Here is a 25,241-nt window from a genome sequence, read left to right on the forward strand (position 1 = left end):
TCCGTTGCCATGTCCCGTCCTGCCCGTCCCGACTCGCGCCGCCCTGGCGTGAAACCTCCCCATGCCGCTGCGCGCCGTGTCGCCAAGGCGCCACCGGCCGAGCCGAAATTGATCCTGTTCAATAAACCTTTCGATGTGCTGACCCAGTTCAGCGACGAAGGCGGGCGGGCGACCCTCAAGGATTTTATCGATATCCCGGGCATCTACCCGGCCGGGCGCCTGGATCGGGACAGTGAGGGCCTGCTGCTGCTGACCAACGATGGCCAGTTGCAGGCGCGGATTGCCGACCCCAAGCACAAACTGGCAAAGACCTACTGGGTACAGGTGGAAGGCGAGCCCACCGAGGAGCATCTGCAACGCCTGCGCGCAGGGGTGGAACTGAACGATGGCATGACCTTGCCGGCTGAAGCCCGTCGACTGGATGAGCCGGCGCTATGGCCACGCAACCCGCCGGTGCGTTTTCGTAAAAACGTGCCGACCTATTGGCTGGAGCTGGTGATTCGCGAGGGGCGCAACCGTCAGGTGCGGCGCATGACCGCCGCCGTGGGTTTGCCGACCTTGCGCCTGGTGCGAGTAAAAATCGGCGAGTGGTCGATTGACGGCCTGGGCCAAGGCCAGTACCGCGAAGTGCCGGCGCGCTTATAAAGCCCCGGATTCGATCAGGCCGATCACCACGCTCTTGATGATAAACGCGGCCACGCCCAGGCCCAGCACGAAGAACAGAATCAGCGAGCCAAAGCGCCCGGCCTTGGACTTCTTCGCCAGGTCCCAGACGATAAAGCCCATGAAAATGATCAGGATGGTGACCAGGCCGGTCATCATCCATTCTTCAAACAGCACGGGGTCAATCGAATTCATTGGGCAGGTTCCGACAAAGGCAGGCGCGAAGTATAAGGCAATGTGGCCGGTGCAGCGTTGACCTGCGTCGGTGCGTCGCAGGTTGAACACGGTAAAAAATGTGGGAGCGGGCTTGCTCGCGATAGCGGTGTGCCTGTCTCCGAATGCATTGACTGACACACAGCTATCGCGAGCAAGCCCCACACATGGGGTTGGTGGTGAGTCTTAGGTGCGCAGGTGAGTCAACGGCAACTCGGTGCTGTTGAGCACCTGGTTGAGCACAAAGCTGGAGCGCACGCTGGTCACGCCCTCAATCCGGGTCAGGTGCCCCAGCAGCAGTTTTTGATAGTGATCCATATCCGGCACCACCACCTTCAGCTGATAGTCGGCATCCATCCCGGTGACCAGGCTGCATTCCAGCACTTGCGGCAAGGTGCGGATCGCCGCTTCAAAGTTCTCGAAACGTTCGGGCGTGTGTCGGTCCATGCCGATCAACACGTAGGCCGTGAGGCTCAGGCCAAGCATCTTGCGGTCGAGCAGGGCGACCTGGCGCGAGATATAGCCGTCGTCCTCCAATTGCTTGACCCGGCGCGAGCAGGGTGACGGCGACAGGCCGATCCGCTCGGCCAGCTCCTGGTTGGAGATCCTCGCGTCGCGCTGTAATTCCGCCAAAATACTCAGGTCGTATCGGTCAAGTTTGCTCATGGGGCTGGCCTTTGTCGTAACTATTGCTGCGAATTATCTATCCAGGGTTAAAAATTGCGCAAGCACTGTTTATTGACGCAATCTTCGCAATCATCTGCCGGCGCCTCACGCCTATGATTACCAACAGAATCACTGCCCGGACATAGAGTCCACTGCAGCCCGCCCAACCAGGCCGGCTGCGGCCCGCCAACCCCACCGGGTTGCGCCGGCCCCCGGGCTGCACACTGTCCACAAGACGGCGTGAGGTGAGCCAACGTCAAAAGCGTTGAGCCAGGACGAAGTTCTCAAGGGGCGACCGACGGGTCGCCCCTTTTCTTTTGCCGGCGAAAATTGTCCGGGCGGCTGATAACCTGTTGCAGAACTTTCCAGTCTTATGCATAGGCCCTAATCCGCAGTGAGGAATAGCATGAAGCCCATCTGGCGTTTGGCAGGTGCAGGTGTGTTGATGGTTACCTTGGGCACGCCGGTGATGGCCGACGAACGTGGCTATTCAGCGCAGGCGGGGAGCAGTCTGCCGATCCAGGCCCGGCCCGACTCCGTGGGCCAGACCCAGGAGCCGCGCCAGGGCAACTACCGTGATATTCCCCGGCGCAATGATGGCAACCCGCATTGGCAAGCCGATGGCCCTGGCTACAATGGCCGCCCCGATGACAACCGCTGGCCGGGTCGCCCCGATGGGCATGGCAATGGCTGGGGCCCCGGCCCGCAGTATCGCCCCGGCTACACGGTAGACCGCTTCCCCGAGCGTCATGACCGCGTGCCCTATCGTGGCCAGGATTACTTCTTCGCGGGCGGCTATTGGTACCGGCCCCAGGGGCCGCGTTATGTGGTGGTCACGCCGCCCTATGGGATCGGCGTGCATGACCTGCCGGACTATGCGCGGGAAGTGTGGGTGGGCAACACGCTGTTTTTCCTCGCCGCTGGCGCCTACTACAGCTACGAGGCCAGCACCCGGCAGTACGTGGTGGTACAACCGCCGGTGGCCAGCCTGCCGCCACCGCCGGCGCCCCAGGGCAATGGCTATGACGTGGTGGCCTATCCCGCCAACGGCCAATCGCCTGCCCAGGTGCAGCAGGATGGCTACGATTGCTATCGCTGGGCGGTGCAGCAGAGTGGCTTCGACCCCCAGACCGGCACCTACGCGCCGGCGCCGGCGGTGGTGCAAACCTACCGCCAGGCTCAGGGCAACTGCCTGGGCAGTCGCGGGTATCAGGTGACCTACTAGGCCTTGTGGCCTGTGACCACTTCCTGTGGGTCGGCGTGCACCAGCACTTCGGCCCGTGGGTAGGCCTGATGGATGGCATCGGCGGCCTGGTCGCTGATGCCGTGGGCCACCGACAGGCTCAACTCCCCCGGTAACTCCAGGTGCAACTGCACAAACCAGTGGTTGCCGGAAATCCGCGTGCGCAAATCATGGGCGCCCAGTACGCCGGGCACGCTACAGGCCAGTTCCAGCATGTGCAGGCTGACTTCGGCTGGCAGCTCCTCGTCCATCAGCACCGCAAAACTTTCCCGGGCAATCTGGATCGCGCTCCACAAGATGTAGGCGGCAATCCCCAGGCCAAACCAGGCATCGACTTGATGCAAGCCGAAGGCCGCCAGCACCAGGGCCAATAGAATGCTGCCATTGAGCAACAGGTCCGAACGGTAATGCAGTGAGTCGGCGCGCACGGCGTTCGAGCCGGTTTCGCGGATCACCCGGTGTTGCAGGGTCAACAGTGCCACGGTCAGCGCCAGCGACAGCACAATCACCGCGATACTCAGCCAGGGCGCGCCCACCGGTTCCGGGTGTAGCAGGCGCTGGTACGCCTGGAAGGCAATCAACACCGCGCTGCCGGCGATAAACAGCGCCTGGGCCATACCCGCCAGGGATTCCGCCTTGCCATGCCCGTAACGGTGATCGTCATCCGCCGGGCGCAGCGCGTAATGCACCGCCAGCAGGTTGAGCAGCGACGTCACGCCGTCGAGCAGCGAGTCGGTCAGCCCGGCGAGCATGCTTACCGAACCACTGAACCACCAGGCGACGGCCTTGCCGATAATCAGGATACTGGCCACGCCGACCGAGGCGCGGGTCGCCAGGCGCAAGAGCCGGGCGTGTTCGGTGCAGGTGCTCATGGGGCAATCGAATCCTTACGCAGCAGGTTGCAGACCGAGCATGGCCAGTTGCTGCACGCTGCCCTTGAACTGGATCAGGCGCGGGTCGTCCAGCGGCAGGCTGCGGCCGGTTTCGTGCTCGATGATGGTTTGCAGCTTGGTGTTGTCCACCTTGCCGTCGGCGCCGATGGCTTGCTGCAGCTTCTCGGGGGCCACTTGTGCGCTTTTGCCGGGCTCGAAATAAATGGCGCCGGTGGCGAAATCGACACCGAAGGCGATCAGGCCGGGGATCACATAGAACAGCAGGCCGACCGCATCGAGCACGGCAATCGCCGGGTCGATCTTGCCGTCGATCTGGCCACGGCGATCAGGATAGAAAATCGAACCGCAGGCTGTCAGCTGGCTCAACAGGGTGACGGCCAGAACACCGCCGATGACACGGGAAGCATTACGCATGGGACTCTCCTGAATACTTGTAGGGTGTGACTATAAAGCAGATCTACCGCGCATTCCCAACGGGACACGGCATCGCCTGAGAGGCCACCGATATCCAACCGTTCGCCGTTATACTCGCCGCTCTGCCTTGGAGCCAGTATGAATTCGTTGCCAATCGATGATGTTTTACCCGCCTTGCGTGAAGCCTTGGCGACGCGCCATGAAGCGGTGCTCGAAGCACCGCCCGGCGCCGGTAAAACCACGCGGGTGCCATTGGCGCTGTTGCAGGAAACCTGGCTGGCCGGGCAAACCATCCTGATGCTTGAACCGCGCCGGCTTGCCGCCCGCGCCGCTGCCGAACGCCTGGCCAGTGAGCTGGGGGAAAAGGTCGGCGAAACCGTCGGCTACCGCATCCGCCTGGACAGCAAGGTCGGCCCTAACACCCGTATCGAAGTGGTCACCGAAGGCATCCTCACCCGCCGTTTGCAGGACGACCCGGCGCTGGAGGGCGTGAGCCTGCTGATCTTCGACGAATTCCACGAACGCAGCCTCGACGCCGACCTGGCGCTGGCCCTGAGCCTCAACGGCCGCGAGCTGTTGCGTGACGAGCAGCCGCTGAAAATCCTCCTGATGTCCGCCACCCTTGAGGGCGAACGCCTGTCGGGTCTGCTGGACGACGCGCCGATCCTGCGCAGTGAAGGGCGCATGTACCCGGTGCAGATGCGCTGGGGCCGGCCGTTCCAGCCCGGTGAATTTATCGAGCCGCGGGTGCTGCAGACCATCCTCGAAGCCCTGCACGACGAAACCGGCAGCGTGCTGGTGTTCCTGCCGGGGCAGGCGGAGATTCGCCGGGTCCATCAACAGTTGGCGGATGCCCTGGGTGAGCGCGGCGATGTGCTGCTGTGCCCGTTGCATGGCGAACTCGACCTGGCCGCCCAGCGGGCGGCCATCGACCCGGCGCCGGCGGGCAAGCGCAAGGTGGTGCTGGCCACCAACATTGCCGAGACCAGCCTGACCATCAATGGCGTGCGGGTGGTGATCGATGCCGGGCTGGCGCGGGTCCCGCGTTTCGACCCCGGCAGCGGCATGAGCCGCCTCGACACCCAGCGCATCTCCCGCGCCAGTGCCACGCAACGCGCGGGGCGGGCCGGGCGGTTGGAGCCGGGCGTGTGCTATCGGTTGTGGTCCGAGGACCAGCATGAAGGGCTGGCGGCCTATAGCAGCGCAGAGATCCTCTCGGCGGACCTGGCCGGCCTGGCCCTGCAGCTGGCGCGCTGGGGCGTGACGCCGACGCAACTGGTGTGGCTCGATGTGCCGCCCGCCGCCGCCTATGCCCAGGCCCAGGACTTGCTCGAACGTTTGGGCGCGCTGAAGGACGGGAGCCTGACCGCCCACGGGCAGAAAATGGCCAGCCTGCCGGCGCACCCGCGCATCGCCCATTTGTTGTTGCGCGGGCAGGACCTGGGGCTGGCGAGCATGGCGAGTGATGTCGCCGCGCTACTGGGTGAGCGCGACATCTTGCGCGGTGCGGGCGCGGACTTGCACAGTCGCCTGGCGTTGTTGTCTGGCGAAGAGCGCGCCCGTGGCACTCAAGGCGGCGTACAGCGGGCCAGGCAATTGGCTCGGCAATATCGCGGTTATCTAAGGGGGCAGGCTGCGCAACCGGTGGCCGATCCCGAGCATCCGCGCTGGCTGGGGGCCTTGCTGGCGCTGGCTTACCCGGACCGGGTGGCCCAGCAGCGTCGCGCCGGGGGCGCTGAATATCGCCTGGCCAACGGGCGTGCAGCGCTGTTTGCCGAAGCCGACAGCCTGATGAAGCAACCGTGGCTGGTGATCGCCGACCTGGGCAGCCGTCAGGGCCAGCGTGAAGAGCGGATCTACCTGGCCGCCGACTTCGACCCGGCGCTGTTCGACTCGGTGTTGGCCGAACAGGTGCGTAGTTTCGACCACTTGGATTGGGACGAGCGCGAAGGCGTGTTGCGCGCCGAACGCCAGCGCAAGGTCGGTGAACTGGTACTCAGCCGCGAGGCGCTGACCGGCCTCGACGAATCTGCCCGCAGCCAGGCGCTGGTCAACCTGGTGCGGCGCAAAGGCCTGGAACTGCTGCCCTGGACCCCGGAACTGCGCCAGTGGCAGGCCCGTGTCATGCTGCTGCGCCAGTTGGACGCCGGCCAACCCGGCCAATGGCCCGACGTCAGCGACAGCGCCTTGCTCGCCAGCCTGGAGCAGTGGCTGATGCCGTACCTGGGCAAGGTCTCGCGCTTGAGCCATTTCGCCCACCTGGATATCTCCAGCTTCCTGCATAACCTGTTGCCCTGGCCGCTGCCCCAGCGCCTGGACGAACTGGCGCCCCATCATTTGAAAGTACCCTCGGGCTCATCGGTGCGCCTGGACTACAGTGAGCAACCGCCGATTCTTGCGGTGCGCTTGCAGGAATTGTTTGGCCTTGCCGATACCCCGCGCATTGCCGGTGGGCGGCAGGTGGTGAAGTTGCACCTGCTGTCGCCCGCGCGGCGGCCGGTGCAGGTGACCCAGGATCTGGCGAACTTCTGGCGCAGTACCTACGCCGAGGTGAAGAAGGATCTGAAGGGGCGGTATCCCAAGCATTACTGGCCGGATGACCCGCTGGTGGCAGAGGCGACTGCGCGGATCAAGCCGCGCAAGTAATCCCGGAGACGCCAGCTCCCACACAAACCCTATTTCACATTGGGCTTGGTGTTATTGCGCCGCAGGCAGCAGGAACCGCGCAATCACCGGCAGGTGGTTGGAAATACGCAATGTATCGTCCTGCCGCACCCGCGCTTCGACCTTCTTCAGCCTGGGGCTATAGAACAGATAATCCACCGTGCGATCCGGCCCATTGAGGCTTGGGTCGTTGGGAAAGTGGGTCAGCCACTGGGCCCGGTCGATCCCGCTGGACTGGCTGTTGCTGGGCACCATCGGGTATTTGTCCCACAACAGATGCAGTTCGCTGTCTGGCGAATACTGCCCACGCTTGCCGGCGTCCAGGCGCAGGAATTGCCCGAGCGGCAGCAGGTTGAAATCCCCGCCGATCAGCCACGGCGTGCCGCGGCTTTCGAATTTATCCAGCAGCTTGATGGTCGCCTGCACTTGTTCGCGCACCGCGCTATGGCCGGGTGCGCCGTTGTCCAGGCGGGTGTTGAGCACTGCCAGTTGGCCGCCATCGCTCAATGGCAGGTAACTGAGCAGCAACGCCGGCTTGGGCTGGAACTGTCGGCTGATCAGGTTGGCCGAGGCCACCGGCAGTTGCAGGCGTTCGGCATGTTCGATCTGGTAGCGGCTGAGGGTCACCAGCTTGCGGCCGACGCTGCCGAAGATATGCCAGTCGGGCACAAAATCGGCTTTCCAGTCGAAGGCCTGGACGCTGCACGGGTAGAGGTCCACCAGCCGCTCCTGGAGCAGCGCCAGTTGATCCTGGTAATGGGACGGCTTGGCGCCTTCGTCCAGTTCCTGCAGCAACAGCACGTCCGGTTGTTCGTCACGGATCACCCGCGCTACTTCATCCAGGCTGGAGGCCATGTCTTCCACCGTGGGCCGTTCGTCTGGGCCACTGCCGTCCGGGGTGTCGTACCAGAACACGTAGTTCTTGCCCGCCAGGTATTGCACGTTCCAGGTCATCACCTTGAGCGCCTGGCCGGGTAGCAGGGTGGGCGCGCGCGGCACGCCGCAGTGTACGGGCAGGATCTGCTTGTCGTCGGGGCGCCAGGTCAGGCTGTAGACCAGGGCGGTCAGCAAGCCTGCGAGGATCAGCAGGCCCACCAGGGTTATACGCAGTAAACGGGTCATCGGCTCGCCTTAGGGCGCTGCAGGACAGGCCCCGAGCATACCCGACCGGCGGCCGGGAGCCCAAGGGCCACGTTAGCGGGCGTCGGCATCGCCGGCGATCAGCATGAACAGGCGGAACAGCACCACGCTGGTAAACAGCTGCAAGAAGCTATGGGCGCTGTCGATCAGCACCGCCAGCAGCGGGTTCTGCAGGTCGGGCCAGGCCGCGACGCTGGCGCCCTTGAGCAGCCACAGCGGGGTCATCACGCACAACAGGCAGACCAGGATGCGCAGGAAATGCCCTCGGGTCAGGCGAAAACTTTCCTTCATCGCCGCCAGCGCCGTCATACCACGCAGTACCAGCAGATATTCGGCGAAGGCCAGGGTGACCATCAGCCACAGCCCCGGCAGGAAATACAGCGACAACCCCAGCAGGATCAACAGGGTGCTCATGGCGGTCAGCAGCGCATAGCGTGGCCACAGGGTCAGCGCCATGGCCAGCACGTCGGCGGTGCGCGGCGACTCGCCACGGCTGCGGGCGTCGAGGAACAGGATCAGGGCGGCGGTGTACAGCGGATACACCAGCAGGCCCACGATCATGCTGTAGCCGGTAAACGCCTCCGGGCCCAGGGTGTGATCGAGCACTTGTTGCAGCACGGCCTCCAGGATCACCAAGGGCAGGCACAACTGCACGATGGCGCCCAGGTTGCGCTGGAAAAAGTAGAAAGAGTCGCGCAGAACAGTCAACGGATTCATCAAGGTCATCACAGGCGGAAAAAGCAGCGGACACTTTAACCGATCACCGACAAACGTAAACCTTGGGTAAAGATCATTGAAACGTCACGGCCCAGCCCCATTACTGGTGTCGTACCTTGCCCATTGCGGGCGGGACACAGATTTTTACCGGCAATCTAACGAGGTCGCCATGAACAGCGAAGAGCAAACCCTGATCGATGGACTGTTTTCACGGTTGCAGCAAGCCGAAACGGACTCAGCCCCCCGCGACGCCCAGGCAGAAGCGCGGATCAAGGAGCACATCACTCGCCAACCGGCCGCCGGGTATTTCATGACCCAGGCGATTCTGGTGCAGGAAGCCGCGATCAAGAGCCTGGATGCGCAGAACCAGCAGCAGGCGCAACAGATCCAGCAATTGCAGGATGAACTGCAACGGGCCAGGAGCGCGCAGCCGGCGGCGGGCGGCGGTGGGTTCCTGTCGAGCATCTTTGGTGGCAGCTCCCGCGAGCCGCAGCCTGCGCCCAGTGCGCCGGCATCAAACGCGGGCGGTTGGCGCGAACCGACCCGGCCGGGCTTCAACAGCGCGCCGGCGCCGCAACAGAACTATCAGCAACCCCAGCAGGCAGCGCCCATGGGCGGCGGCTTTCTCGGCGGCGCCCTGAAAACCGCAGCCGGCGTGGCCGGTGGTGTGATGCTGGCCCAAGGCATCAGCAGCCTGTTCAGCCATAACCAGCAGCCGCAAGTGGTGGAAGAGATTGTCCGCGAAGAACCGGCGCCGGCCAGCGACAACAGTGGCTGGGGCAACGACAGCGCGGACACCTACGCCGACAGTGGTTATACCGACGATTCCTCCTTCCTTGGCGACGACGATTCTTTCGTCTGACACACACTGAACCGGGGCGCATTGTCGTCCCGGTCTGATTTTTCTCGGAAAGCGCCTCTTGGCTGGCATACTGACGACCTTTGCGGGCCATCACGTCCCCGGTGCCATGAGGATATGCGGTGAAAAAAATAGCAGTGTTCGCCGATGTCCAGAACCTCTACTACACCGTGCGCCAGGCCTACGGCTGCCACTTCAACTACGCCGCCCTGTGGGCCGATATCAGCCAGCGCGGGCAGATCGTCGAGGCGTATGCCTATGCCATCGACCGTGGCGACAGCAAGCAGCAGCAATTCCAGCAGATCCTGCGCAACCTGGGCTTTACCGTGAAGCTCAAGCCGTACATCCAGCGCAGCGATGGCTCGGCCAAGGGCGACTGGGACGTGGGCATCACCATCGACATCATGGACGCCGCCGCCCAGGTCGACGAAGTGGTGCTGGCCTCGGGGGATGGCGATTTCGATATGTTGCTCGACCGCATCATCCATAAACATGGCGTCGAAGCCGTGGCCTACGGCGTGCCGGGGCTGACGGCCAACTCGTTGATCCGCGCGGCCAGCCGCTACGTGCCTATCGAAGGCGCGTTGTTGCTCAAATAGATTTTCAGATGGGGTTGGAACAGGTTTGGAACGGATAGCGGTCATCGACTTTGAAACCACCGGCATCTCGCCGAGCAGCAGTTGCCGGGCCACGGAAATCGCCGTGGTCATCCTGGAGCAGGGCCAGATCGTGGACCGCTACCAGAGCCTGATGAACGCCGGCGTACGCGTGCCAGGGTTTATCGAGCAACTGACCGGCATCAGCAACGCCATGCTGCGCAGCGCACCGCCGGCCGAGCGGGTGATGAACGAGGTCAATGAATTTGTCGGCACCACACCGCTGCTGGCGCACAACGCCGCGTTCGACCAGAAGTTCTGGGACTTCGAGCTGGGCCTGATCCGCCGCACCCGCCTGCAAAAATTCGCCTGCTCGCTACTCCTGGCCCGCCGGCTGATGCCCGCTGCACCGAACCACAAGCTTGGCACCCTGACCGCCTACGCCCAGTTGCCCCACACCGGCAAGGCTCACCGGGCAATGGCCGACGCCGAAATGGCGGCCAACCTCACCGCCCACCTGGCCCAGGAACTGCGCCGTGCCCACGGCTTGCGCGAACTGTCCCACGATCTGCTGTGCAGCTTGCAGAAAGTGCCGGCGGCGAAGATCACGGATCACCTGAAGAAGCATCGCGGGTTCTGATCTCGATCCTGAGAACAACCAAGACCAAACTGTGGGAGCCGGGCTTGCCCGCGATGGCGCCCGCTCAGGCGCCGCCATTCTTCCTCTCCAGATGCCCCAATGGCACCCGTCGTTCTATGGCGCTCGACAAGATGATCGAGGTCTTGCTGAACCCGAATTTCGCCACGCGGTTGATCAGGTTTTCCAGCTCCGGCATCGAGCCCACCGCCGCCTGCATGATCACGCACGGGTCGCCGGTGACCCGGTGGCACTCGGTCAGCTCGGGGATTTCTGCCAGCGCGTCGTACACTTTCTGGCTGCCGTTGTTGGTCAAGCGCAGTTCGATCGTGCACTGGATCGGCAAGCCGATCTTGGACAGGTCGACCTTGGCCTGGTAGCCGGTGATCACGCCGCTGGCTTCCAGCTTGGCCACGCGTTCGGCCACGGCGGGGGCGGAGAGGTTTACGGTGCGGGCCAGTTGCGCGTAGGTGGCGCGGCCATCCTCCAGCAGGGCGCTGAGGAGCATGCGGTCGTATTTGTCCATGAATAAGGCTCTGGCAGTGAGGGGCTTTTGAATACAAGGCTTATAGCCCTGATAACCATAATTTGAAAAGTGTATGGGCACTTTAAACAGGTTTTGTAACTTATGTTTATTGGTGTGGATTTCTAAAATAGCCATCCCTTGTCTTGCCGCAGAGCTGCCCATGCCTGGCCCACGCCGTTTTCCCTTACCGTTGATCGCCGCTTTTTTTGCACTGTATGTGATCTGGGGGTCTACCTACCTGGTGATCCGCATTGGCGTGGAGTACTGGCCGCCGTTGCTGTTGGCGGGCATTCGCTTCTGTGTGGCGGGGGCACTGATGTATGGCTACCTGCGTTGGCGCGGGGTGCCAGCGCCGACCTGGGCGCAGTGGAAAGCCGCCGGCATGATCGGCATCTTGCTGCTGACCTTCGGCAATGGCGCGGTGAGTGTGGCTGAACACACCGGTGTTACCTCCGGGGTTGCGGCGCTGGCCGTGGCGACGGTGCCGCTGTTTACCTTGCTCTGTGGCTATTTTTGGGGCGCGCGTAATACCCGTCTGGAATGGGCCGGGGTGATTCTGGGGATGATCGGCATTGCCATGCTCAATATGGGCTCCAACCTGCAGTCGAGCCCGCTGGGTGCAGGGTTGCTGTTGTTCGCTGCTGCCTCCTGGGCGTTTGGTTCGGTCTGGAGCCGGCACTTGCCGTTGCCCCAGGGCGCCATGGCCAGCGCCGCTGAAATGCTGGTCGCCGGGGTGGTGTTGTTGATCGGCAGCGCACTCAAGGGCGAACACCTGGAAGCCATGCCCCCAGTGGAAGGCTGGCTGGCCCTGGCCTACCTGACCGTGTTTGGCTCGATCATCGCCTTCAACGCTTATATGTACCTGCTCAAGCATGTGCGTCCGGCGGCGGCCACCAGTTATGCCTACGTCAACCCGGCGGTGGCGGTGTTGCTGGGGATTGTGTTCGTGGGTGAGACCATCGGCCTGGAGGAAGCCCTGGCGATGCTGGTGATTATCAGCGCGGTGCTGTTGATCAGCCTGCCCCAGTGGCGCAAGCCGAAGCCGGAAATAAGGTAAACTGCCGCGCATTACGCCCTTGCGCTGAATTTTTCCTACGGTAAACACATGACTTTCGCCACACTTGGCCTGATCGAACCCTTGCTGCGCGCCCTTGAGACGCTTGGCTACCAGACCCCGACGCCGGTGCAGGCGCAAGCCATCCCGGCCGTGCTGGCCGGCCGCGACCTGATGGCCGCGGCCCAGACCGGCACCGGCAAGACCGCCGGTTTCGCCGTGCCGCTCCTGCAATTGCTAACCCTGGAAGGGCCAAAAGTCAGCGCCAACTCGGTGCGCTCGCTGATCCTCTGCCCGACCCGCGAGTTGGCCGAGCAGGTTCACGCCAGCGTCGCCCAGTACGCCGAACACCTGCCGCTGACGACCTACGCGGTGTACGGCGGCGTCAGCATCAACCCGCAAATGATGAAGCTGCGCAAGGGGGTCGATGTGCTGGTGGCCACCCCTGGCCGCCTGATCGACCTGTTCCGCCAGAACGCGCTGAAACTCAATCAGCTGCAAACCCTGGTGCTGGATGAAGCCGACCGCATGCTCGACCTGGGCTTCTCGGAAGAGCTGGCGAACATTTACCGCATGTTGCCGAAAAAGCGCCAGACCCTGCTGTTTTCCGCGACCTTCTCCGATGACATCCGCCTGCTGGCCGGGCAGATGCTCAATGACCCTTTGAGCATTGAAGTCAGCCCGCGCAACGTCGCCGCCAACACCGTCAAGCAGTGGGTGGTGCCGGTGGACAAGAAGCGCAAGGCCGAACTGTTTGTGCACTTGATGCGCAAGGGCAAGTGGAAGCAGGTGCTGGTATTCGCCAAGACCCGTAATGGCGTGGATGCATTGGTCGATAAGCTACAAGGCCTGGGGATCAATGCCGACGGTATCCACGGTGACAAGCCACAAGCTACGCGCCAACGTGCCCTGGACCGTTTCAAGGCCAGTGATGTGCAGATCCTGGTGGCCACCGATGTGGCGGCCCGTGGCCTGGATATCGAGGACTTGCCGATGGTGGTCAACTTTGACCTGCCGATTGTCGCCGAGGATTACATCCACCGCATCGGCCGCACCGGCCGGGCCGGCAATACCGGTGAGGCGATTTCCCTGGTGTGTGCCGATGAAGTGAACATGCTTTCGGCTATCGAAATGCTGACCCGCCAGACCTTGGCTCGCCATATGGAGCAGGACTTTGAACCCGAGCACCGGGTGCCGGACACCGATGCCAGCGGGCAAGTGGTGAAGAAGCCGAAAAAACCGAAGAAGCCTAAGACGTCTGGCGGGGGCGGTAAGCGTAACCTGGGCAAATGGGTGGAAAGCGGGGAAGTGGCGGCGGAGCCATCGATCAAGCCGGTGCGCAAGGTGCCTGTGTTTAATACCGGGCCGCGTAAGAAGAAGTAACTTCCTTGGCGTCTGTCAGGGCCTCATCGCAGGCAAGCCAGCTCCCGCATTTGAAGGTGTTCACAGATCAAAATGTGGGAGCTGGCTTGCCTGCGATGGCGGACTGGAACTCACCGCAACTATCGGCGCTGGAGCCACTCCAGCATGCCCCACCCCGCCGCCCGCCCGCTGGCAAAACACCCCGTCAGCAGATATCCGCCCGTCGGCGCCTCCCAGTCCAGCATCTCGCCGGCACAAAACACCCCCGGCAATTGCTTGAGCATCAAACGCTCATCCAAAGCTTCAAACGGCACGCCGCCTGCGGTGCTGATGGCTTCGTCCATTGGCCGGGTTTTCACCAGGGTCAACGGCAGAGCCTTGATATCGCCGGCCAATTGCTGCGGGTCGTTGAAGTGTTCGGCGGGCGCCAACTCGCGCAACAGCGCGGCCTTTACCCCATCCAGGCCCAACTGGCTGTGCAAATGCTTGCTCATCGAGCGTGAGCCACGGGGCTTGGCCAGCGCCGCCTGCACCTTGTCCAGCGGCTTGCCCGGCAGCAGGTCGATGTGCACGGTGGCAGAGCCTTCGCGGTTGATGGCTTCGCGAAGCGGCGCCGACAGCGCGTAAATCAGGCTGCCTTCGATACCCGTCGCGGTGATGACGCATTCGCCCAGGCGAGGCTTGTCATCTGCCAGGCCTATCGCGACATTTTTCAGTGGCGCGCCGGCGAATTTGCTCACCATCAATTCGCTCCAGGCTGACACCTCGAAGCCACAATTGCTCGGTTGCAGCGGGGCGCAGGGTACGCCTTGGTCTTCCAGCAACTTCAGCCAGGCGCCGTCGGACCCCAGTCGCGACCAGCTGCCGCCACCGAGGGCCAGGAGCACGGCATCGCTGTGGACCGTTTTCTCGCCATCGGGGCTGTGGATAATTAAGCCGCCGTCGGCATGCCAGCCCAGCCAGCGATGCCGGGTGTGGATAACCACCCCTTGGTCGCGCAGGCGCTTGAGCCAGGCCCGCAGCAGCGGTGCGGCTTTCATATCGGTCGGAAACACCCGGCCGGAGCTGCCGACAAAGGTTTCGATACCCAGGCCATGAATCCATTCGCACAACGCCTCGGCACCAAACTGGCGCAGCAGCGGGGCGATATCTGGCGCGCGTTCGGCATAGCGGGCGAGGAACGCCGGGTAGGCTTCGGAGTGGGTGATATTCATGCCACCCACGCCCGCCAGCAGGAACTTGCGCCCCACCGAGGGCATGCCGTCATACAGGTCCACCCGGACCCCGGCCTGGCTCAGGACTTCGGCGGCCATCAGCCCGGCGGGGCCGCCGCCGATGATCGTGACGTGATAAGGCTGGGCTGGGATTTGCGGCATGGCGGTGGCTGCGGTTCGGCGAAGTAGGCCGAGCATTCTACCCGAGGACCGCGAAACTGCCTGATCAAAAAACGTACATCTTCCTACATGCTATACGGTTCCTGCCTTACAGGCGTTTACGCTCAAGTTATCCACAGGCCGTTCCACAGGCATTGTGGGTAACGCGCTCATACTTCAATGACAACCTGATGACGTCCACACCCGCTGCGCACTGTGGTGCAGGATGCCATGGCGGCGGGCCAGGGCAGGGCGGTCCTTGCTGTAGCCGCCACCAATCACCCCCATCACTGGGATGTCGCGGCCCAGGCAGTGGCGCATCACGCTTTCGTCACGGGCGGCGACGCCTTCGTCTGTCAGCTTGAGGTAGCCGAGGGCGTCATCCTTATGCACATCGACGCCGGCGTCATACAGCACCAGGTCAGGCTGGTACAACGGCAGCAGGTAGTTGAGGGCATCGTCCACCACCTTGAGGTAATCGGCATCCCCCATGCCCATGGGCAGCGGGATATCCCAGTCGCTGGTGGCCTTGCGTGCGGGGAAGTTTTTTTCGCAGTGCAGGGACACGGTAATGGCATCGGGGGTGTCGTGGAGGATGCGTGCGGTGCCATCGCCCTGATGCACATCACAGTCGAAGATCAGCACCCGGTTGACCCGCCCGCTGGCCAGCAGGAAGTGGCTGATCACCGCCAGGTCATTGAAGATGCAAAAGCCCGCCGGGTAATCGTAATGGGCGTGGTGGGTGCCACCGGCCAGGTGGCAGGCCAGGCCGTGTTCCAGGGCCTGTTCGGCCGCCAGTAACGAACCGCCGACCGCCCGCACCGTACGCCGGGCCAGGGCTTCGCTCCAGGGCAGGCCGAGGCGCCGTTGGTCTTCGCGGGACAAGTCGCCGCTCATATAGCGTTCGATATAGCCAGGGTCATGGGCCAGGGCGAGGACGTCGGCCGGGCACAACTGGGGGCGCAGCAGTTGGCTGTCCTGGGCCAGGCCGCTGTCGACCAGGTGATCGCGCAGCAGCCGGAACTTGTCCATGGGGAAGCGATGATCCGCCGGGAACTCGGGGCTGTAGTCGTCGTGGTAGATCAGTGGCAAAGGCATGGCAATTTCTGACAGGAACCAGCGACGGATCTTAACAGCGCTGTACACTCACGCACATGGCCGGGGAGGGGAACGATGGAGCCGATACTGGAGTTGGAAAGCGCGCGCCTGGTGCTGCGCCAATGGCGCGACAGCGATCTGCCGGCGTTTGCCCGCATGTGCGCCGACCCGCAGGTGATGCGCTATTTCCCGGCCCCCCTGGACCGCCTGGAAAGCGCCGCCCTGATCGGGCGGGTACGCGGGCATTTTGCCGAGTTCGGGTTTGGCCTGTGGGCCCTGGCACGCAAGGACAGCGGCGAGTTTATCGGCCTCACGGGGTTGATGCATGTCGGCTTTGAGGCCGACTTCACCCCGGCGGTGGAGATCGGCTGGCGTCTGGCCCGCGAGCACTGGGGCCTGGGCTTTGCCAGTGAGGCGGCCTGGACCGCGTTGCGTGGTGGGTTTGATCGTTTGCTACTGGAGGAGATCGTGGCCTTTACCACCGAGGCCAACCTGGCGTCGCAGAAAGTCATGCAGGCCATCGGCATGCATTACGATCCGGCGGCAGATTTTCAGCACCCCAGGCTCGCGGCGGATGATCCGCTGCGCCATCATGTGTTGTACCGCATCACCCGCGCCCAATGGTTGGATACGCTGCACGGATAAGCAGGCCGCCCGATGTGATTCCCCGCCGCAGCCAAGACTGCGCGGTTTTGCCCTGTGTGAGGAGAGTTTGAATGAGCCAAGTGTTGGAAGATCTGGTCGACTTGCTGACCCTGGAACCGATTGAAGAAAACCTCTTCCGTGGTCGCAGCCAGGACTTGGGCTTTCGCCAACTGTTCGGCGGCCAGGTCTTGGGCCAGTCGCTGTCGGCGGCCAGCCAGACCGTTGAAGAGGCGCGGCATGTGCATTCGTTGCACGGCTATTTCCTGCGTCCGGGGGATGCCGGGCTGCCGGTGGTCTATCAAGTGGACCGGGTGCGCGATGGCGGTAGCTTCAGCACGCGCCGGGTGACGGCGATCCAGAAGGGCAACCCGATCTTCACCTGCAGCGCCTCGTTCCAGTACGACGAAGAAGGCTTCGAGCACCAGACCACCATGCCGGTGGTGGTAGGCCCGGAGAACCTGCCGTCGGAGCTGGAGCTGACCCGGCAGCGCGCCCACTTGATCCCCGAACCCATGCGCGAAAAACTGCTGTGCCCCAAGCCGATCGAAGTGCGCCCGGTGACCGAGAAAGACCCGTACAACCCGCAGCCGGGCGATCCGGTCAAGTATGTGTGGTTCCGCGCCGATGGCGCCCTGGCCGACTTGCCGGCCTTGCATAAGTACCTGCTGGCCTACGCCTCGGACTTTGGCCTGCTGACCACCTCGTTGCTACCCCATGGCAAGACCGTGTGGCAGAAGGACATGCAAGTGGCCAGCCTGGACCATGCGTTGTGGTTCCACGCCGACCTGCGGGCCGATGACTGGTTGTTGTACGCCATGGACAGCCCATGGTCCGGCAATTCCCGTGGGTTCTCCCGTGGCAGCGTGTACAACCGCGCCGGCCAACTGGTGGCCTCGGTGACCCAGGAGGGTTTGATCCGCCATCGCAAGGATTGGGCATGAGCCTGGCCGACGTTAAGCACTGGGTGTTTGATATGGACGGCACCCTGACCGTGGCCGTGCATGACTTTGCGGCAATCCGCGTGGCCCTGGATGTTCCGCCTGCCGACGACATCCTCACTCACCTGGCGACATTGCCCGCGGCTGAAGCGGCGGCCAAGCATGCCTGGTTGCTGGAGCATGAGCGTGAACTGGCGCTGGGGTCGGTGGCGGCCACGGGCGCGGTGGAGCTGGTTCGGGACTTGGCGGCACGGGGCTATCGCCTCGGGATCCTGACGCGCAATGCGCAGGCGTTGGCGCACATCACCTTGCAGGCCATCGGCCTGGCGGACTGCTTTGCCGTGGAGGATGTGTTGGGACGTGACGATGCACCGCCCAAGCCGGCCCCCGGAGGCCTGTTGAAACTGGCCCGGGCCTGGGATGTGGCGCCGGCCAAGATGGTGATGGTGGGTGACTATCGCTTTGACCTGGATTGCGGGCGGGCGGCGGGGACGCGGACGGTGTTGGTCAACCAGCCTGAAAACCCCTGGCCCGGGCTGGCTGACTGGCATGCCAAGGACTGCGCGGCATTGCGCCAGATGATCTAGCCCAGGCACCACATTTTTGATTGGGTTTTTCCAGGGCGGTTAGTGAAACAAGGCTTCCTGCCCCTGCGGCGAGGTAAACATCTTGTCGCCATCATGCCCAACCCCAGGCACTTCAACCAACCTTTGGCTCAACTGCGGATGCCGCAGCTTGAGGTAGTCAAAATAGTTGTGCCCACGAATCAGCCGGTAGGCGCCCTGGGCCTCGGCCGCGCAGCTCTTGTCCAGGGCCGGGTGGTTGGGGTCGGTGTCCTGCTGGCCCAGCAGGTAGGTGATATCGCGCGCGACGTAGGCTTTTTCCAGTTGCTGGGGGCTTTGGCCATTGGCATAGGCCGGCAGCTTTTGCAGGCCGTATTTCCAGGCATTGAAGTCCGGGCAACTGGCCGGGGTAAACGGCACCGGGCGTTGCGGGCTGAAGTAGGCGTAGGACGACGGGTTGGCGATCACATAGCGCAGGCTGATCCCGGCGGTTTGCAGGGCCGGGTGGGCATGGCCGGTCAGGGCAAAGCGCTGCACCACCTGGCCGCCGCCGGAATGCCCGGCGACCACTATTGCCTTGAGGGCCGGGAACAGTGTGCGGTTGCCCAGGTGCTGGATGATCTGGTCCAGGGCCCCGTAGGAGCTGATCTGGTCATGGCCGATTGACGCCTCGCCAGCCATCCACCCATTGCCGTGCCAGCGTAAAACGCTATCGCCCAGATGATGGCGCTGGCTATCGGCCTCGTTGAGAAACTGCGGCGCGATTACCAGGGTATTGGCACCTTGCCCGGCGTGGGCCGCTGCATCTTCGGCACTGTTGAGGTAGGTCTGGGCGTTGCGCAGCCGGCCATGCACGATAATCAACGCGCGAGTGATTTGTGGCAGCGGCTGGCGCCAGTCCTGGCTCAGGCCCAGGCTCAGGTCGCCGGCTTGCAGAGAAAAGCGCTCGGGGCTGACCACCTTGACCGCCTGCCCGGCGGCCTGGGTAGCGCTGGTGATCATCACGCCCAGCAGCCATCCGCAGCGTTTATTCATTTACAGGCTCTTGGCCGTAAACGTGTCGCATTGGGAGATCTGGCCTTGGGCAAACCCGGTCTTGAACCAGCGAACCCGCTGTTGCGAGGTGCCGTGGGTGAACGAGTCGGGGACCACACGCCCCTGGCCCTGTTGCTGCAAGCGGTCATCGCCGATGGCGTTGGCGGCGTTCAGCGCTTCTTCGATATCGCCCGGTTCCAGCCAGTTCAGGCGCTTTTGCGCACGGTTGGCCCAGACCCCGGCGAAGCAGTCGGCTTGCAGCTCCTGGCGGACCAGCAGGCCACCATCGCCTTGCATCTGCCGGCCTTGCTGGCGCGCCACCTGGATTTTTGACGAAATCCCCAGCAGGGTTTGCACGTGATGGCCGACTTCGTGGGCGATCACATAGGCCTGGGCAAAATCGCCGGCCGCCTGGAAGCGCTGGGACATTTCCCGGAAGAAATCCAGGTCCAGGTAGACCTGCTGGTCGGCCGGGCAATAGAACGGGCCACTGGCCGAGGTCGCGCCGCCACAGGCGGAATTCACCCGGCCACGGAACAGGATCAGCTTGGGGTTCTTGTAGGCCAGGCCGTTTTCCTGGAACACCTGGCCCCAGGTGTCTTCAGTGTCGCCCAGCACCGCGCGCACGAAATCCGCCTGCTCATCATTGGCCGGCGGCGCCTGGCGCGTTTGCGGGCTGACCGAAGGGGCCTGCTCGGTCATCTGGCCGCTCAGTTGCCCGAGGATCTGCATCGGGTCCTGGCCGGTCAGCAGGCCGATTCCGACGATCAGCACAATGGCGGTCAGGCTCAGGCCCTTGCCACCCCCAAAGCGCATGCCGCCGCCATCGCCGCCGTCATTGCGCGCGTCGACCACGTTGTCGCTGCGTCGACCCTTTTTCCATAGCATGGGGCAATCCTCTTGATGATCGTGTTGTTAGCGCCGTGATTGAGTATGGCCGTTATTCGCGGCAATACCCTTCGCCCGTGTTGACCACCAGGCAGTCTTTTTTATCCGCCAGCCATTTCAAACCGGTGGCGGCACCATTGCCGGCGCGCAGCACCTGTGGGCCGTCCGGGCGGTTGAAGAGGATGCCGTCTTCGCCAGCCTGACCCTTGAAGGTGCCGGCCGCATCGGCATCCAGGCCGTATTGCATGGTCAGCAGGTAATGCCCGCGCCCGATGCTGTCGTCCTTGCTGACGGTCAGGTGCAGGCCTTCGACGCCGATCCATTTGCCGACCCATTTGTCGGTGGGCAGGGTTTCTGGCACCAGGCTCGCCTGTACCGAAGGCGGCGCCGGCTTGGGCGCCTGGGGGGCTTTATCGCAGGCACTGAGCAGGGCGAGGGTCGAAAGCAGCAACAGGGTTTTTTTCATCGGGGATTGGCCTTGGTTAAAAAGCCTGCAATGGCAGGCTGGCGTGCAGGGTTGGACTGGGTTTGGGCGAATTAGTGCGCTGATCGCCCGCTGTTTGGTTATGCTCTTGAGACCGATGCACCACCCGCTCTAGATTAGCGCGTTGAGTGCCACTGCTTGCGGCGGTCATTTCAGCCTGTCACGCACGAGAATTCAATGACTCTCAGCACCCCACTTTCCGGCGTCAACCATCCCTTCAAGGGCATCGTGCTGATTGTGCTGGCCACGTTCCTGTTTTCCAGCCACGACGCCTTGTCCAAATACCTGGCCGGGTTCTATCCGATCGTGATGGTGGTGTGGGCCCGCTACATGGTGCATACACTGCTGATGGCGGGGATTTTCCTGCCGCAATCGGGCTTGCGCGTGCTGCGCAGCAAGCGCCCGTTATGGCAAGTGGCCAGAGCCTTGTGCCTGCTGGGCACCAGCCTGTTTTTCACCGCCGCCCTGCATTACATCCCGCTGGCGGAAGCCACGGCGGTGAACTTCCTCGCGCCGATCCTGGTGACGGCCCTGTCGGTGCCGCTGCTGGGCGAGCATGTGACGCGGGGCCAGTGGCTGGCGGTGATCTGTGGGTTTGTCGGGGTGATCATCATCGTGCATCCGGGCGGTGAGTTGTTCACCCCGGCGGTGTTGTTGCCATTGGTCTCGGCGTTGTTCTTCTGTTTCTACCAACTGCTGACCCGCATCCTCAGCCAGTACGACAGCCCGACCACCAGCAACTTCTTCGCCGGCCTGTGCAACACCCTGGTGATGAGCGCGTTGGTGCCGTTCTTCTGGCAGGTGCCGACCCTGGGCCATGGCCTGTTGATGCTGGCCCTGGGCACCTGTGGGATGACTGCGCACTTGATGCTGACCCAGGCCTTCCGCTTCGCCGCGCCGGCCTTGCTGGCGCCGTTCGGCTATTGCCAGATCGTGTTTGCGGGGTTGTTGGGCTGGCTGGTGTTCAATCACACCCCGGACCTGACCACGGTGGTCGGGATCGGGGTGATCTGTCTGAGCGGCCTGGCCGCAGCCTGGCAGCAGCGGCGGCGTTGAATCAGGTCACGACGGTGGGGATCTTGCGCGGTGCCATGAAGTACATCCAGGCCAGGGCGATGAAGTACATCGCCGGGATCAGGGTGAACAGCACGGTGTAATTGTTGTGGGTCACGGTCAGGATATGGCCGACGATCTGGGTCATGAACATTCCGCCGATAGCCGCGCACATCCCGCCAAAGCCAAACACTGTGCTCATCATGTGCTTGGGCGTGTAGTCCATCACCAGGCTCCAGATATTGGCGGTCCAGGCCTGGTGCGCGCCGATGGCCAGGGAGATGGCCAACACCGCGACCCACAGCTGGCTTGCGCCGGCGGCCATGATCACGCCGACGATGCAGCAGGCAAACAGCAGCATCGACAGCAAGCGCGCCTTGATCGGCGGCATGCCACGGCCGATCAGGAACGAGGACAGAACCCCACCGCCCACGCTGCCGAAGTCGGCCGTCAGGTAAATGATGATCAGCGGGATACCCATCTGCGTCACGTTGATCCCCAGGTTATATTGCTGGTTGAGGAACGGCGGCAGCCAGTACAGGTAGAACCAGAACACCGGCGCGGTCAGGGCGTAGGCAATGGCGAAGGCCCAGGTGCCACGCATGCGCAGGATGCGGCTGAACGGCACGCGAGGTTGTTCCGGCTCGACTTCCTGTAGCACGTAGTCCAGTTCCGATTGCTTCACGCTCGGATGCTCTTCGGGGTTGTAGTACTTCAGGCCCCAGAACACCAGCCAGATCCCACCCAGTGCCGCCATGCACAAAAAGGCGGCCTGCCAGCCCCATACATGCAGCACCAGTGGCAGCAGCATTGGTGTGAGCATGGCGCCGACGTTGGTGCCGGCGTTGAAGATCCCGGTAGCCACCGCCCGCTCGCCGGCGGGGAACCACAGGCGGGTGGTCTTGACGCAAGCGGGGTAGTTGGCCGCTTCGGTCAGGCCGAGGATAAAGCGGCAGACCATAAAACCCAGCGCCGAGGTGGCCAGGCCGTGGGCGCCGGTGGCGATGCTCCACAGCAGCACTGCGCAGAAGAACACGCGCTTGACGCCGACCCGGTCGATCAGCCGGCCTTGCAGCACGAAACCAATGGCATAACCCACCTGGAACCAGAAGTTGATGTTGGCGTAGTCCATCGCCGTCCAGCTCATCTCCTTGGCCAGGATCGGCTGCATCACACCCAGGGCAGCACGGTCGATGTAGTTCAGGGTGGTGGCAAAAAATACCAGGGCCAGCATGCCCCAGCGGGTTTTGCCAACGGCGAGGGCGCCGCGAATCTTGTCGCCAATGGCCGCTTGCGGGTTGCCGGGGCGCGGGGCTACGGCGGAGTTTTGCGAAGGCATGAGAAGTACCCGTTTTTTAAAATTGTTAGGGTGTGTTCTGGGTCTTGATCACAGGTTTGCGCCTTGAAAAAGCGGCCCTGGATGCGCATTCGATGGTGCGCAGCGGCTAAAAAATCGTCAATTCGCCAATCGCCATTGTGTTCGATAATCGCCCATAAAACTAACCGGTTGGTACATTTTAAATTGCCGCTTTATCGCCGGGGGCCAATAATTTGCCGCAAACAACACCAGCTTTCATTGCCGGGAGTCACCCCATGCAGCGTTCCATCGCCACTGTTTCCCTGAGCTGCACCCTGCCGGAAAAGCTCGAAGCCATTGCGGCGGCCGGGTTCGATGGGGTGGAAATCTTCGAGAACGATTTGCTGTATTACGACGGCAGCCCCCGCGAAGTGCGGCAGATGTGTGCCGACCTGGGCATTGCCATCACCTTGTTCCAGCCGTTTCGCGACTTTGAAGGGTGCCGCCGCGAGCGCCTGGCGCGCAACCTGGAACGGGCCGAGCGCAAGTTCGACCTGATGCAGGAACTGGGCACCGACCTGGTGCTGGTGTGCAGCAATGCCTCGGCGGACTCCACGGGCGAACATTCGATCCTGCGTGATGACTTGAGCCTTTTGGCCGAACACGCCGGCCGGCGTGGCTTGCGCATTGGCTACGAGGCCCTGGCCTGGGGCCGGCACGTCAACACCTGGCAACAGGTCTGGCAACTGGTACGCGAGATCGATCATCCCAGCCTCGGGGTGTTGCTGGACAGTTTTCATACTTTGTCACTCAAGGGCGACCCGACGGCGATCGCCCGGATCCCTGGCGACAAGATCTTCTTCGTGCAAATGGCCGACGCGCCGCTCCTGGCCATGGATGTGCTGGAGTGGAGCCGGCATTTCCGCTGCTTCCCCGGTCAGGGCGAGTTCGACCTGCCGGGTTTTCTCGCGCCGATCATCCAGAGTGGCTACACCGGGCCGCTGTCCCTGGAGATTTTCAACGATGGCTTTCGCGCTGCGCCCACCCGGGCCAACGCGGCGGATGGTTTGCGCTCATTGCTGTACCTGGAAGAGAAGACCCGCCAACGCCTGGCGCAGCAGGCCACGCCGGTGGACATCCTGTTTGAGACCCCGGTCGCCAGCGAGTACGACGGCATCGAATTCCTCGAGTTTGCGGTGGATGAAAACCTCGGCGCCCGGCTGACCCAATGGCTGCAACGCCTGGGCTTCGTCAAGGCCGGGCAGCACCGTTCCAAGAGCGTGAGCCTGCTGCGCCAGGGCGATATCAACTTGATCCTCAACTGCGAGCCGTACTCCTTTGCCCACAACTTTTTCGAGGCCCATGGCCCGTCGTTGTGCGCCACGGCGATTCGCGTCAAGGACAGCGCCAAGGCCCTGGAGCGGGCGGTGGCTTACAAGGGCCAGCCTTATCGTGGCCTGGTCGGGCCCAATGAGCTGGAGCTGGCGGCGGTGCGCGCGCCGGATGGCAGCCTGATCTACCTGGTGGACCCGCATGCCGGCGGGTTCTACGACACCGATTTCAACCTGCAGGCCGCCAGCACCCGTGGCGGCGGCCTGCTGCGCATCGACCATATGGCCATGGCGCTGCCGGCCGACAGCCTTGACAGTTGGGTGCTGTTCTACAAGAGCCTGCTGGATTTCGAGGCCGACGATGAAGTGGTGCTGCCGGACCCTTACGGCCTGGTCAAGAGCCGGGCGCTGCGCAGCCGCTGCAGTTCTATCCGCCTGCCGCTGAATATTTCCGAGAACCGCAACACGGCGATTTCCCACGCCTTATCCAGTTATCGTGGCTCCGGTGTGCATCACATAGCCTTCGATTGTGCGGATATTTTTGCCGAGGTCAGCCGGGCCAAAGAGGCGGGCGTGCCACTGCTGGATATCCCGCTCAACTACTACGATGACCTGGCGGCGCGTTTTGATTTCGACGATCAGTTCCTCAGCGAGCTGGCGTACTACAACGTGTTGTACGACCGTGATGCCCAGGGCGGTGAGTTGTTTCATGTGTACACCGAACCCTTCGAGGGGCGGTTTTTCTTCGAGATCATCCAGCGCAAAAACGGTTATGCGGGCTATGGCGCCGCCAATGTGGCGGTACGCCTGGCCGCGATGGCCAAGTCACGCAGCGGGGCGTTGCGTCAGGCCAAGTTGTAGGGCGCTGGCGCTTCCTTCGTACGACGTG

The 25,241-nt window shown here is 63.1% G+C and carries 26 protein-coding genes; 13 read left to right on the forward strand and 13 right to left on the reverse strand.

From position 1 onward, the window contains the following. Positions 1-9: 9 nt before the first annotated feature. Positions 10-645 (forward strand): pseudouridine synthase, encoded by a 636-nt coding sequence (locus AO268_RS07780; RefSeq protein WP_076964214.1) that lies wholly within the window; start codon positions 10-12, stop codon positions 643-645. Here AO268_RS07780 and AO268_RS07785 read toward each other — a convergent pair. Continuing rightward, the gene (locus AO268_RS07785) at positions 640-849 is read right to left on the reverse strand and encodes a DUF2788 domain-containing protein (RefSeq protein ID WP_057439039.1); all 210 of its coding nucleotides are present in this window, start codon (positions 847-849) and stop codon (positions 640-642) included. The two genes, AO268_RS07780 and AO268_RS07785, sit on opposite strands and share 6 nt — an antisense overlap. 213 nt (positions 850-1,062) lie before the next feature. After that, positions 1,063-1,542, reverse strand: coding sequence for an Lrp/AsnC family transcriptional regulator (locus AO268_RS07790; RefSeq protein WP_003176264.1), 480 nt, complete (start codon positions 1,540-1,542; stop codon positions 1,063-1,065). 406 nt (positions 1,543-1,948) lie between these two features. On the opposite strand from AO268_RS07790, the gene AO268_RS07795 reads away from it, so the two are divergent. Continuing rightward, positions 1,949-2,767 (forward strand): DUF6515 family protein, encoded by an 819-nt coding sequence (locus tag AO268_RS07795; RefSeq protein ID WP_099168354.1) that lies wholly within the window; start codon positions 1,949-1,951, stop codon positions 2,765-2,767. On the opposite strand, the gene AO268_RS07800 is transcribed toward AO268_RS07795, so the two are convergent. Further along, positions 2,764-3,657 (reverse strand): cation diffusion facilitator family transporter, encoded by an 894-nt coding sequence (locus AO268_RS07800; protein WP_099168355.1) that lies wholly within the window; start codon positions 3,655-3,657, stop codon positions 2,764-2,766. The genes AO268_RS07795 and AO268_RS07800 overlap by 4 nt on opposite strands. Positions 3,658-3,672: 15 nt before the next feature. Beyond that, a complete protein-coding gene (locus AO268_RS07805; protein WP_076964217.1) occupies positions 3,673-4,092 on the reverse strand; it encodes a polyribonucleotide nucleotidyltransferase in 420 nt (139 codons plus the stop codon). Between the two features lie 138 nt (positions 4,093-4,230). On the opposite strand from AO268_RS07805, the gene hrpB reads away from it, so the two are divergent. Continuing rightward, complete coding sequence (gene hrpB, locus AO268_RS07810) at positions 4,231-6,738, forward strand: ATP-dependent helicase HrpB (protein WP_099168356.1); 2,508 nt, start codon at positions 4,231-4,233, stop codon at positions 6,736-6,738. Between the two features lie 51 nt (positions 6,739-6,789). Here the strand turns inward: hrpB and AO268_RS07815 are convergent, their stop codons facing one another. Continuing rightward, a complete protein-coding gene (locus tag AO268_RS07815) occupies positions 6,790-7,878 on the reverse strand; it encodes an endonuclease/exonuclease/phosphatase family protein (RefSeq protein WP_099168357.1) in 1,089 nt (362 codons plus the stop codon). A gap of 72 nt (positions 7,879-7,950) precedes the next feature. After that, positions 7,951-8,613 (reverse strand): YciC family protein, encoded by a 663-nt coding sequence (locus AO268_RS07820; protein WP_076964559.1) that lies wholly within the window; start codon positions 8,611-8,613, stop codon positions 7,951-7,953. Positions 8,614-8,782: 169 nt separating this feature from the next. On the opposite strand from AO268_RS07820, the gene AO268_RS07825 reads away from it, so the two are divergent. The 3 genes from AO268_RS07825 (at position 8,783) to AO268_RS07835 (ending at position 10,708) form a co-directional block, all read left to right on the forward strand. Next, the gene (locus tag AO268_RS07825) at positions 8,783-9,475 is read left to right on the forward strand and encodes a DUF2076 domain-containing protein (RefSeq protein ID WP_099168358.1); all 693 of its coding nucleotides are present in this window, start codon (positions 8,783-8,785) and stop codon (positions 9,473-9,475) included. A 119-nt stretch (positions 9,476-9,594) separates the two neighbouring features. After that, complete coding sequence (locus AO268_RS07830; RefSeq protein ID WP_076964529.1) at positions 9,595-10,071, forward strand: LabA-like NYN domain-containing protein; 477 nt, start codon at positions 9,595-9,597, stop codon at positions 10,069-10,071. A gap of 25 nt (positions 10,072-10,096) precedes the next feature. Further along, positions 10,097-10,708 carry a 3'-5' exonuclease gene (locus tag AO268_RS07835; RefSeq protein WP_076964530.1) on the forward strand — a complete coding sequence of 204 codons (612 nt, stop codon included), beginning with the start codon at positions 10,097-10,099 and terminating at the stop codon, positions 10,706-10,708. A 64-nt stretch (positions 10,709-10,772) separates the two neighbouring features. On the opposite strand, the gene AO268_RS07840 is transcribed toward AO268_RS07835, so the two are convergent. After that, positions 10,773-11,231, reverse strand: coding sequence for an Lrp/AsnC family transcriptional regulator (locus AO268_RS07840; protein WP_099168359.1), 459 nt, complete (start codon positions 11,229-11,231; stop codon positions 10,773-10,775). A gap of 160 nt (positions 11,232-11,391) precedes the next feature. Here AO268_RS07840 and yedA point away from each other — a divergent pair, with 160 nt between their 5' ends. After that, a complete protein-coding gene (yedA, locus tag AO268_RS07845; RefSeq protein WP_076964532.1) occupies positions 11,392-12,288 on the forward strand; it encodes a drug/metabolite exporter YedA in 897 nt (298 codons plus the stop codon). Positions 12,289-12,336: 48 nt separating this feature from the next. Then, positions 12,337-13,668 carry a DEAD/DEAH box helicase gene (locus AO268_RS07850; protein WP_099168360.1) on the forward strand — a complete coding sequence of 444 codons (1,332 nt, stop codon included), beginning with the start codon at positions 12,337-12,339 and terminating at the stop codon, positions 13,666-13,668. Between the two features lie 119 nt (positions 13,669-13,787). Here the strand turns inward: AO268_RS07850 and AO268_RS07855 are convergent, their stop codons facing one another. Continuing rightward, a complete protein-coding gene (locus AO268_RS07855) occupies positions 13,788-15,023 on the reverse strand; it encodes a TIGR03862 family flavoprotein (RefSeq protein ID WP_099168361.1) in 1,236 nt (411 codons plus the stop codon). A 174-nt stretch (positions 15,024-15,197) separates the two neighbouring features. Further along, on the reverse strand, positions 15,198-16,118 hold the full coding sequence (locus AO268_RS07860; protein WP_076964538.1) for a histone deacetylase family protein: 921 nt from the start codon (positions 16,116-16,118) through the stop codon (positions 15,198-15,200). Between the two features lie 75 nt (positions 16,119-16,193). Here AO268_RS07860 and AO268_RS07865 point away from each other — a divergent pair, with 75 nt between their 5' ends. The 3 genes from AO268_RS07865 (at position 16,194) to AO268_RS07875 (ending at position 18,288) form a co-directional block, all read left to right on the forward strand. After that, the gene (locus AO268_RS07865; RefSeq protein WP_076964539.1) at positions 16,194-16,763 is read left to right on the forward strand and encodes a GNAT family N-acetyltransferase; all 570 of its coding nucleotides are present in this window, start codon (positions 16,194-16,196) and stop codon (positions 16,761-16,763) included. Between the two features lie 71 nt (positions 16,764-16,834). Then, complete coding sequence (gene tesB, locus AO268_RS07870; RefSeq protein ID WP_076964540.1) at positions 16,835-17,704, forward strand: acyl-CoA thioesterase II; 870 nt, start codon at positions 16,835-16,837, stop codon at positions 17,702-17,704. Continuing rightward, positions 17,701-18,288 (forward strand): HAD family hydrolase, encoded by a 588-nt coding sequence (locus AO268_RS07875; RefSeq protein WP_099168362.1) that lies wholly within the window; start codon positions 17,701-17,703, stop codon positions 18,286-18,288. Before tesB ends, AO268_RS07875 begins: the two co-directional genes overlap by 4 nt. A gap of 39 nt (positions 18,289-18,327) precedes the next feature. Here the strand turns inward: AO268_RS07875 and AO268_RS07880 are convergent, their stop codons facing one another. From AO268_RS07880 to AO268_RS07890, 3 genes are read right to left on the reverse strand one after another with little or no spacing between them, the layout of a single operon-like run. Further along, positions 18,328-19,299 (reverse strand): hypothetical protein, encoded by a 972-nt coding sequence (locus tag AO268_RS07880; protein WP_099168363.1) that lies wholly within the window; start codon positions 19,297-19,299, stop codon positions 18,328-18,330. Further along, positions 19,300-20,187, reverse strand: coding sequence for a KPN_02809 family neutral zinc metallopeptidase (gene ypfJ, locus AO268_RS07885; protein WP_099168364.1), 888 nt, complete (start codon positions 20,185-20,187; stop codon positions 19,300-19,302). Positions 20,188-20,239: 52 nt separating this feature from the next. Beyond that, the gene (locus AO268_RS07890; protein WP_076964544.1) at positions 20,240-20,653 is read right to left on the reverse strand and encodes a hypothetical protein; all 414 of its coding nucleotides are present in this window, start codon (positions 20,651-20,653) and stop codon (positions 20,240-20,242) included. 195 nt (positions 20,654-20,848) lie between these two features. Here AO268_RS07890 and AO268_RS07895 point away from each other — a divergent pair, with 195 nt between their 5' ends. Further along, the gene (locus tag AO268_RS07895) at positions 20,849-21,727 is read left to right on the forward strand and encodes a DMT family transporter (protein WP_076964545.1); all 879 of its coding nucleotides are present in this window, start codon (positions 20,849-20,851) and stop codon (positions 21,725-21,727) included. Position 21,728: 1 nt separating this feature from the next. Here AO268_RS07895 and AO268_RS07900 read toward each other — a convergent pair whose 3' ends face one another. Continuing rightward, entirely contained in the window at positions 21,729-23,063 is a 1,335-nt protein-coding gene (locus AO268_RS07900; protein WP_099168365.1) for an MFS transporter, read from the reverse strand. A gap of 254 nt (positions 23,064-23,317) precedes the next feature. Between AO268_RS07900 and quiC the strand changes: the two genes are divergently transcribed. Next, on the forward strand, positions 23,318-25,213 hold the full coding sequence (gene quiC, locus AO268_RS07905; RefSeq protein WP_099168366.1) for a 3-dehydroshikimate dehydratase QuiC: 1,896 nt from the start codon (positions 23,318-23,320) through the stop codon (positions 25,211-25,213). Positions 25,214-25,241 lie beyond the last annotated feature (28 nt).

This window comes from Pseudomonas sp. ICMP 8385 (genome assembly GCF_002699915.1).
GTDB lineage: Bacteria > Pseudomonadota > Gammaproteobacteria > Pseudomonadales > Pseudomonadaceae > Aquipseudomonas > Aquipseudomonas gessardii.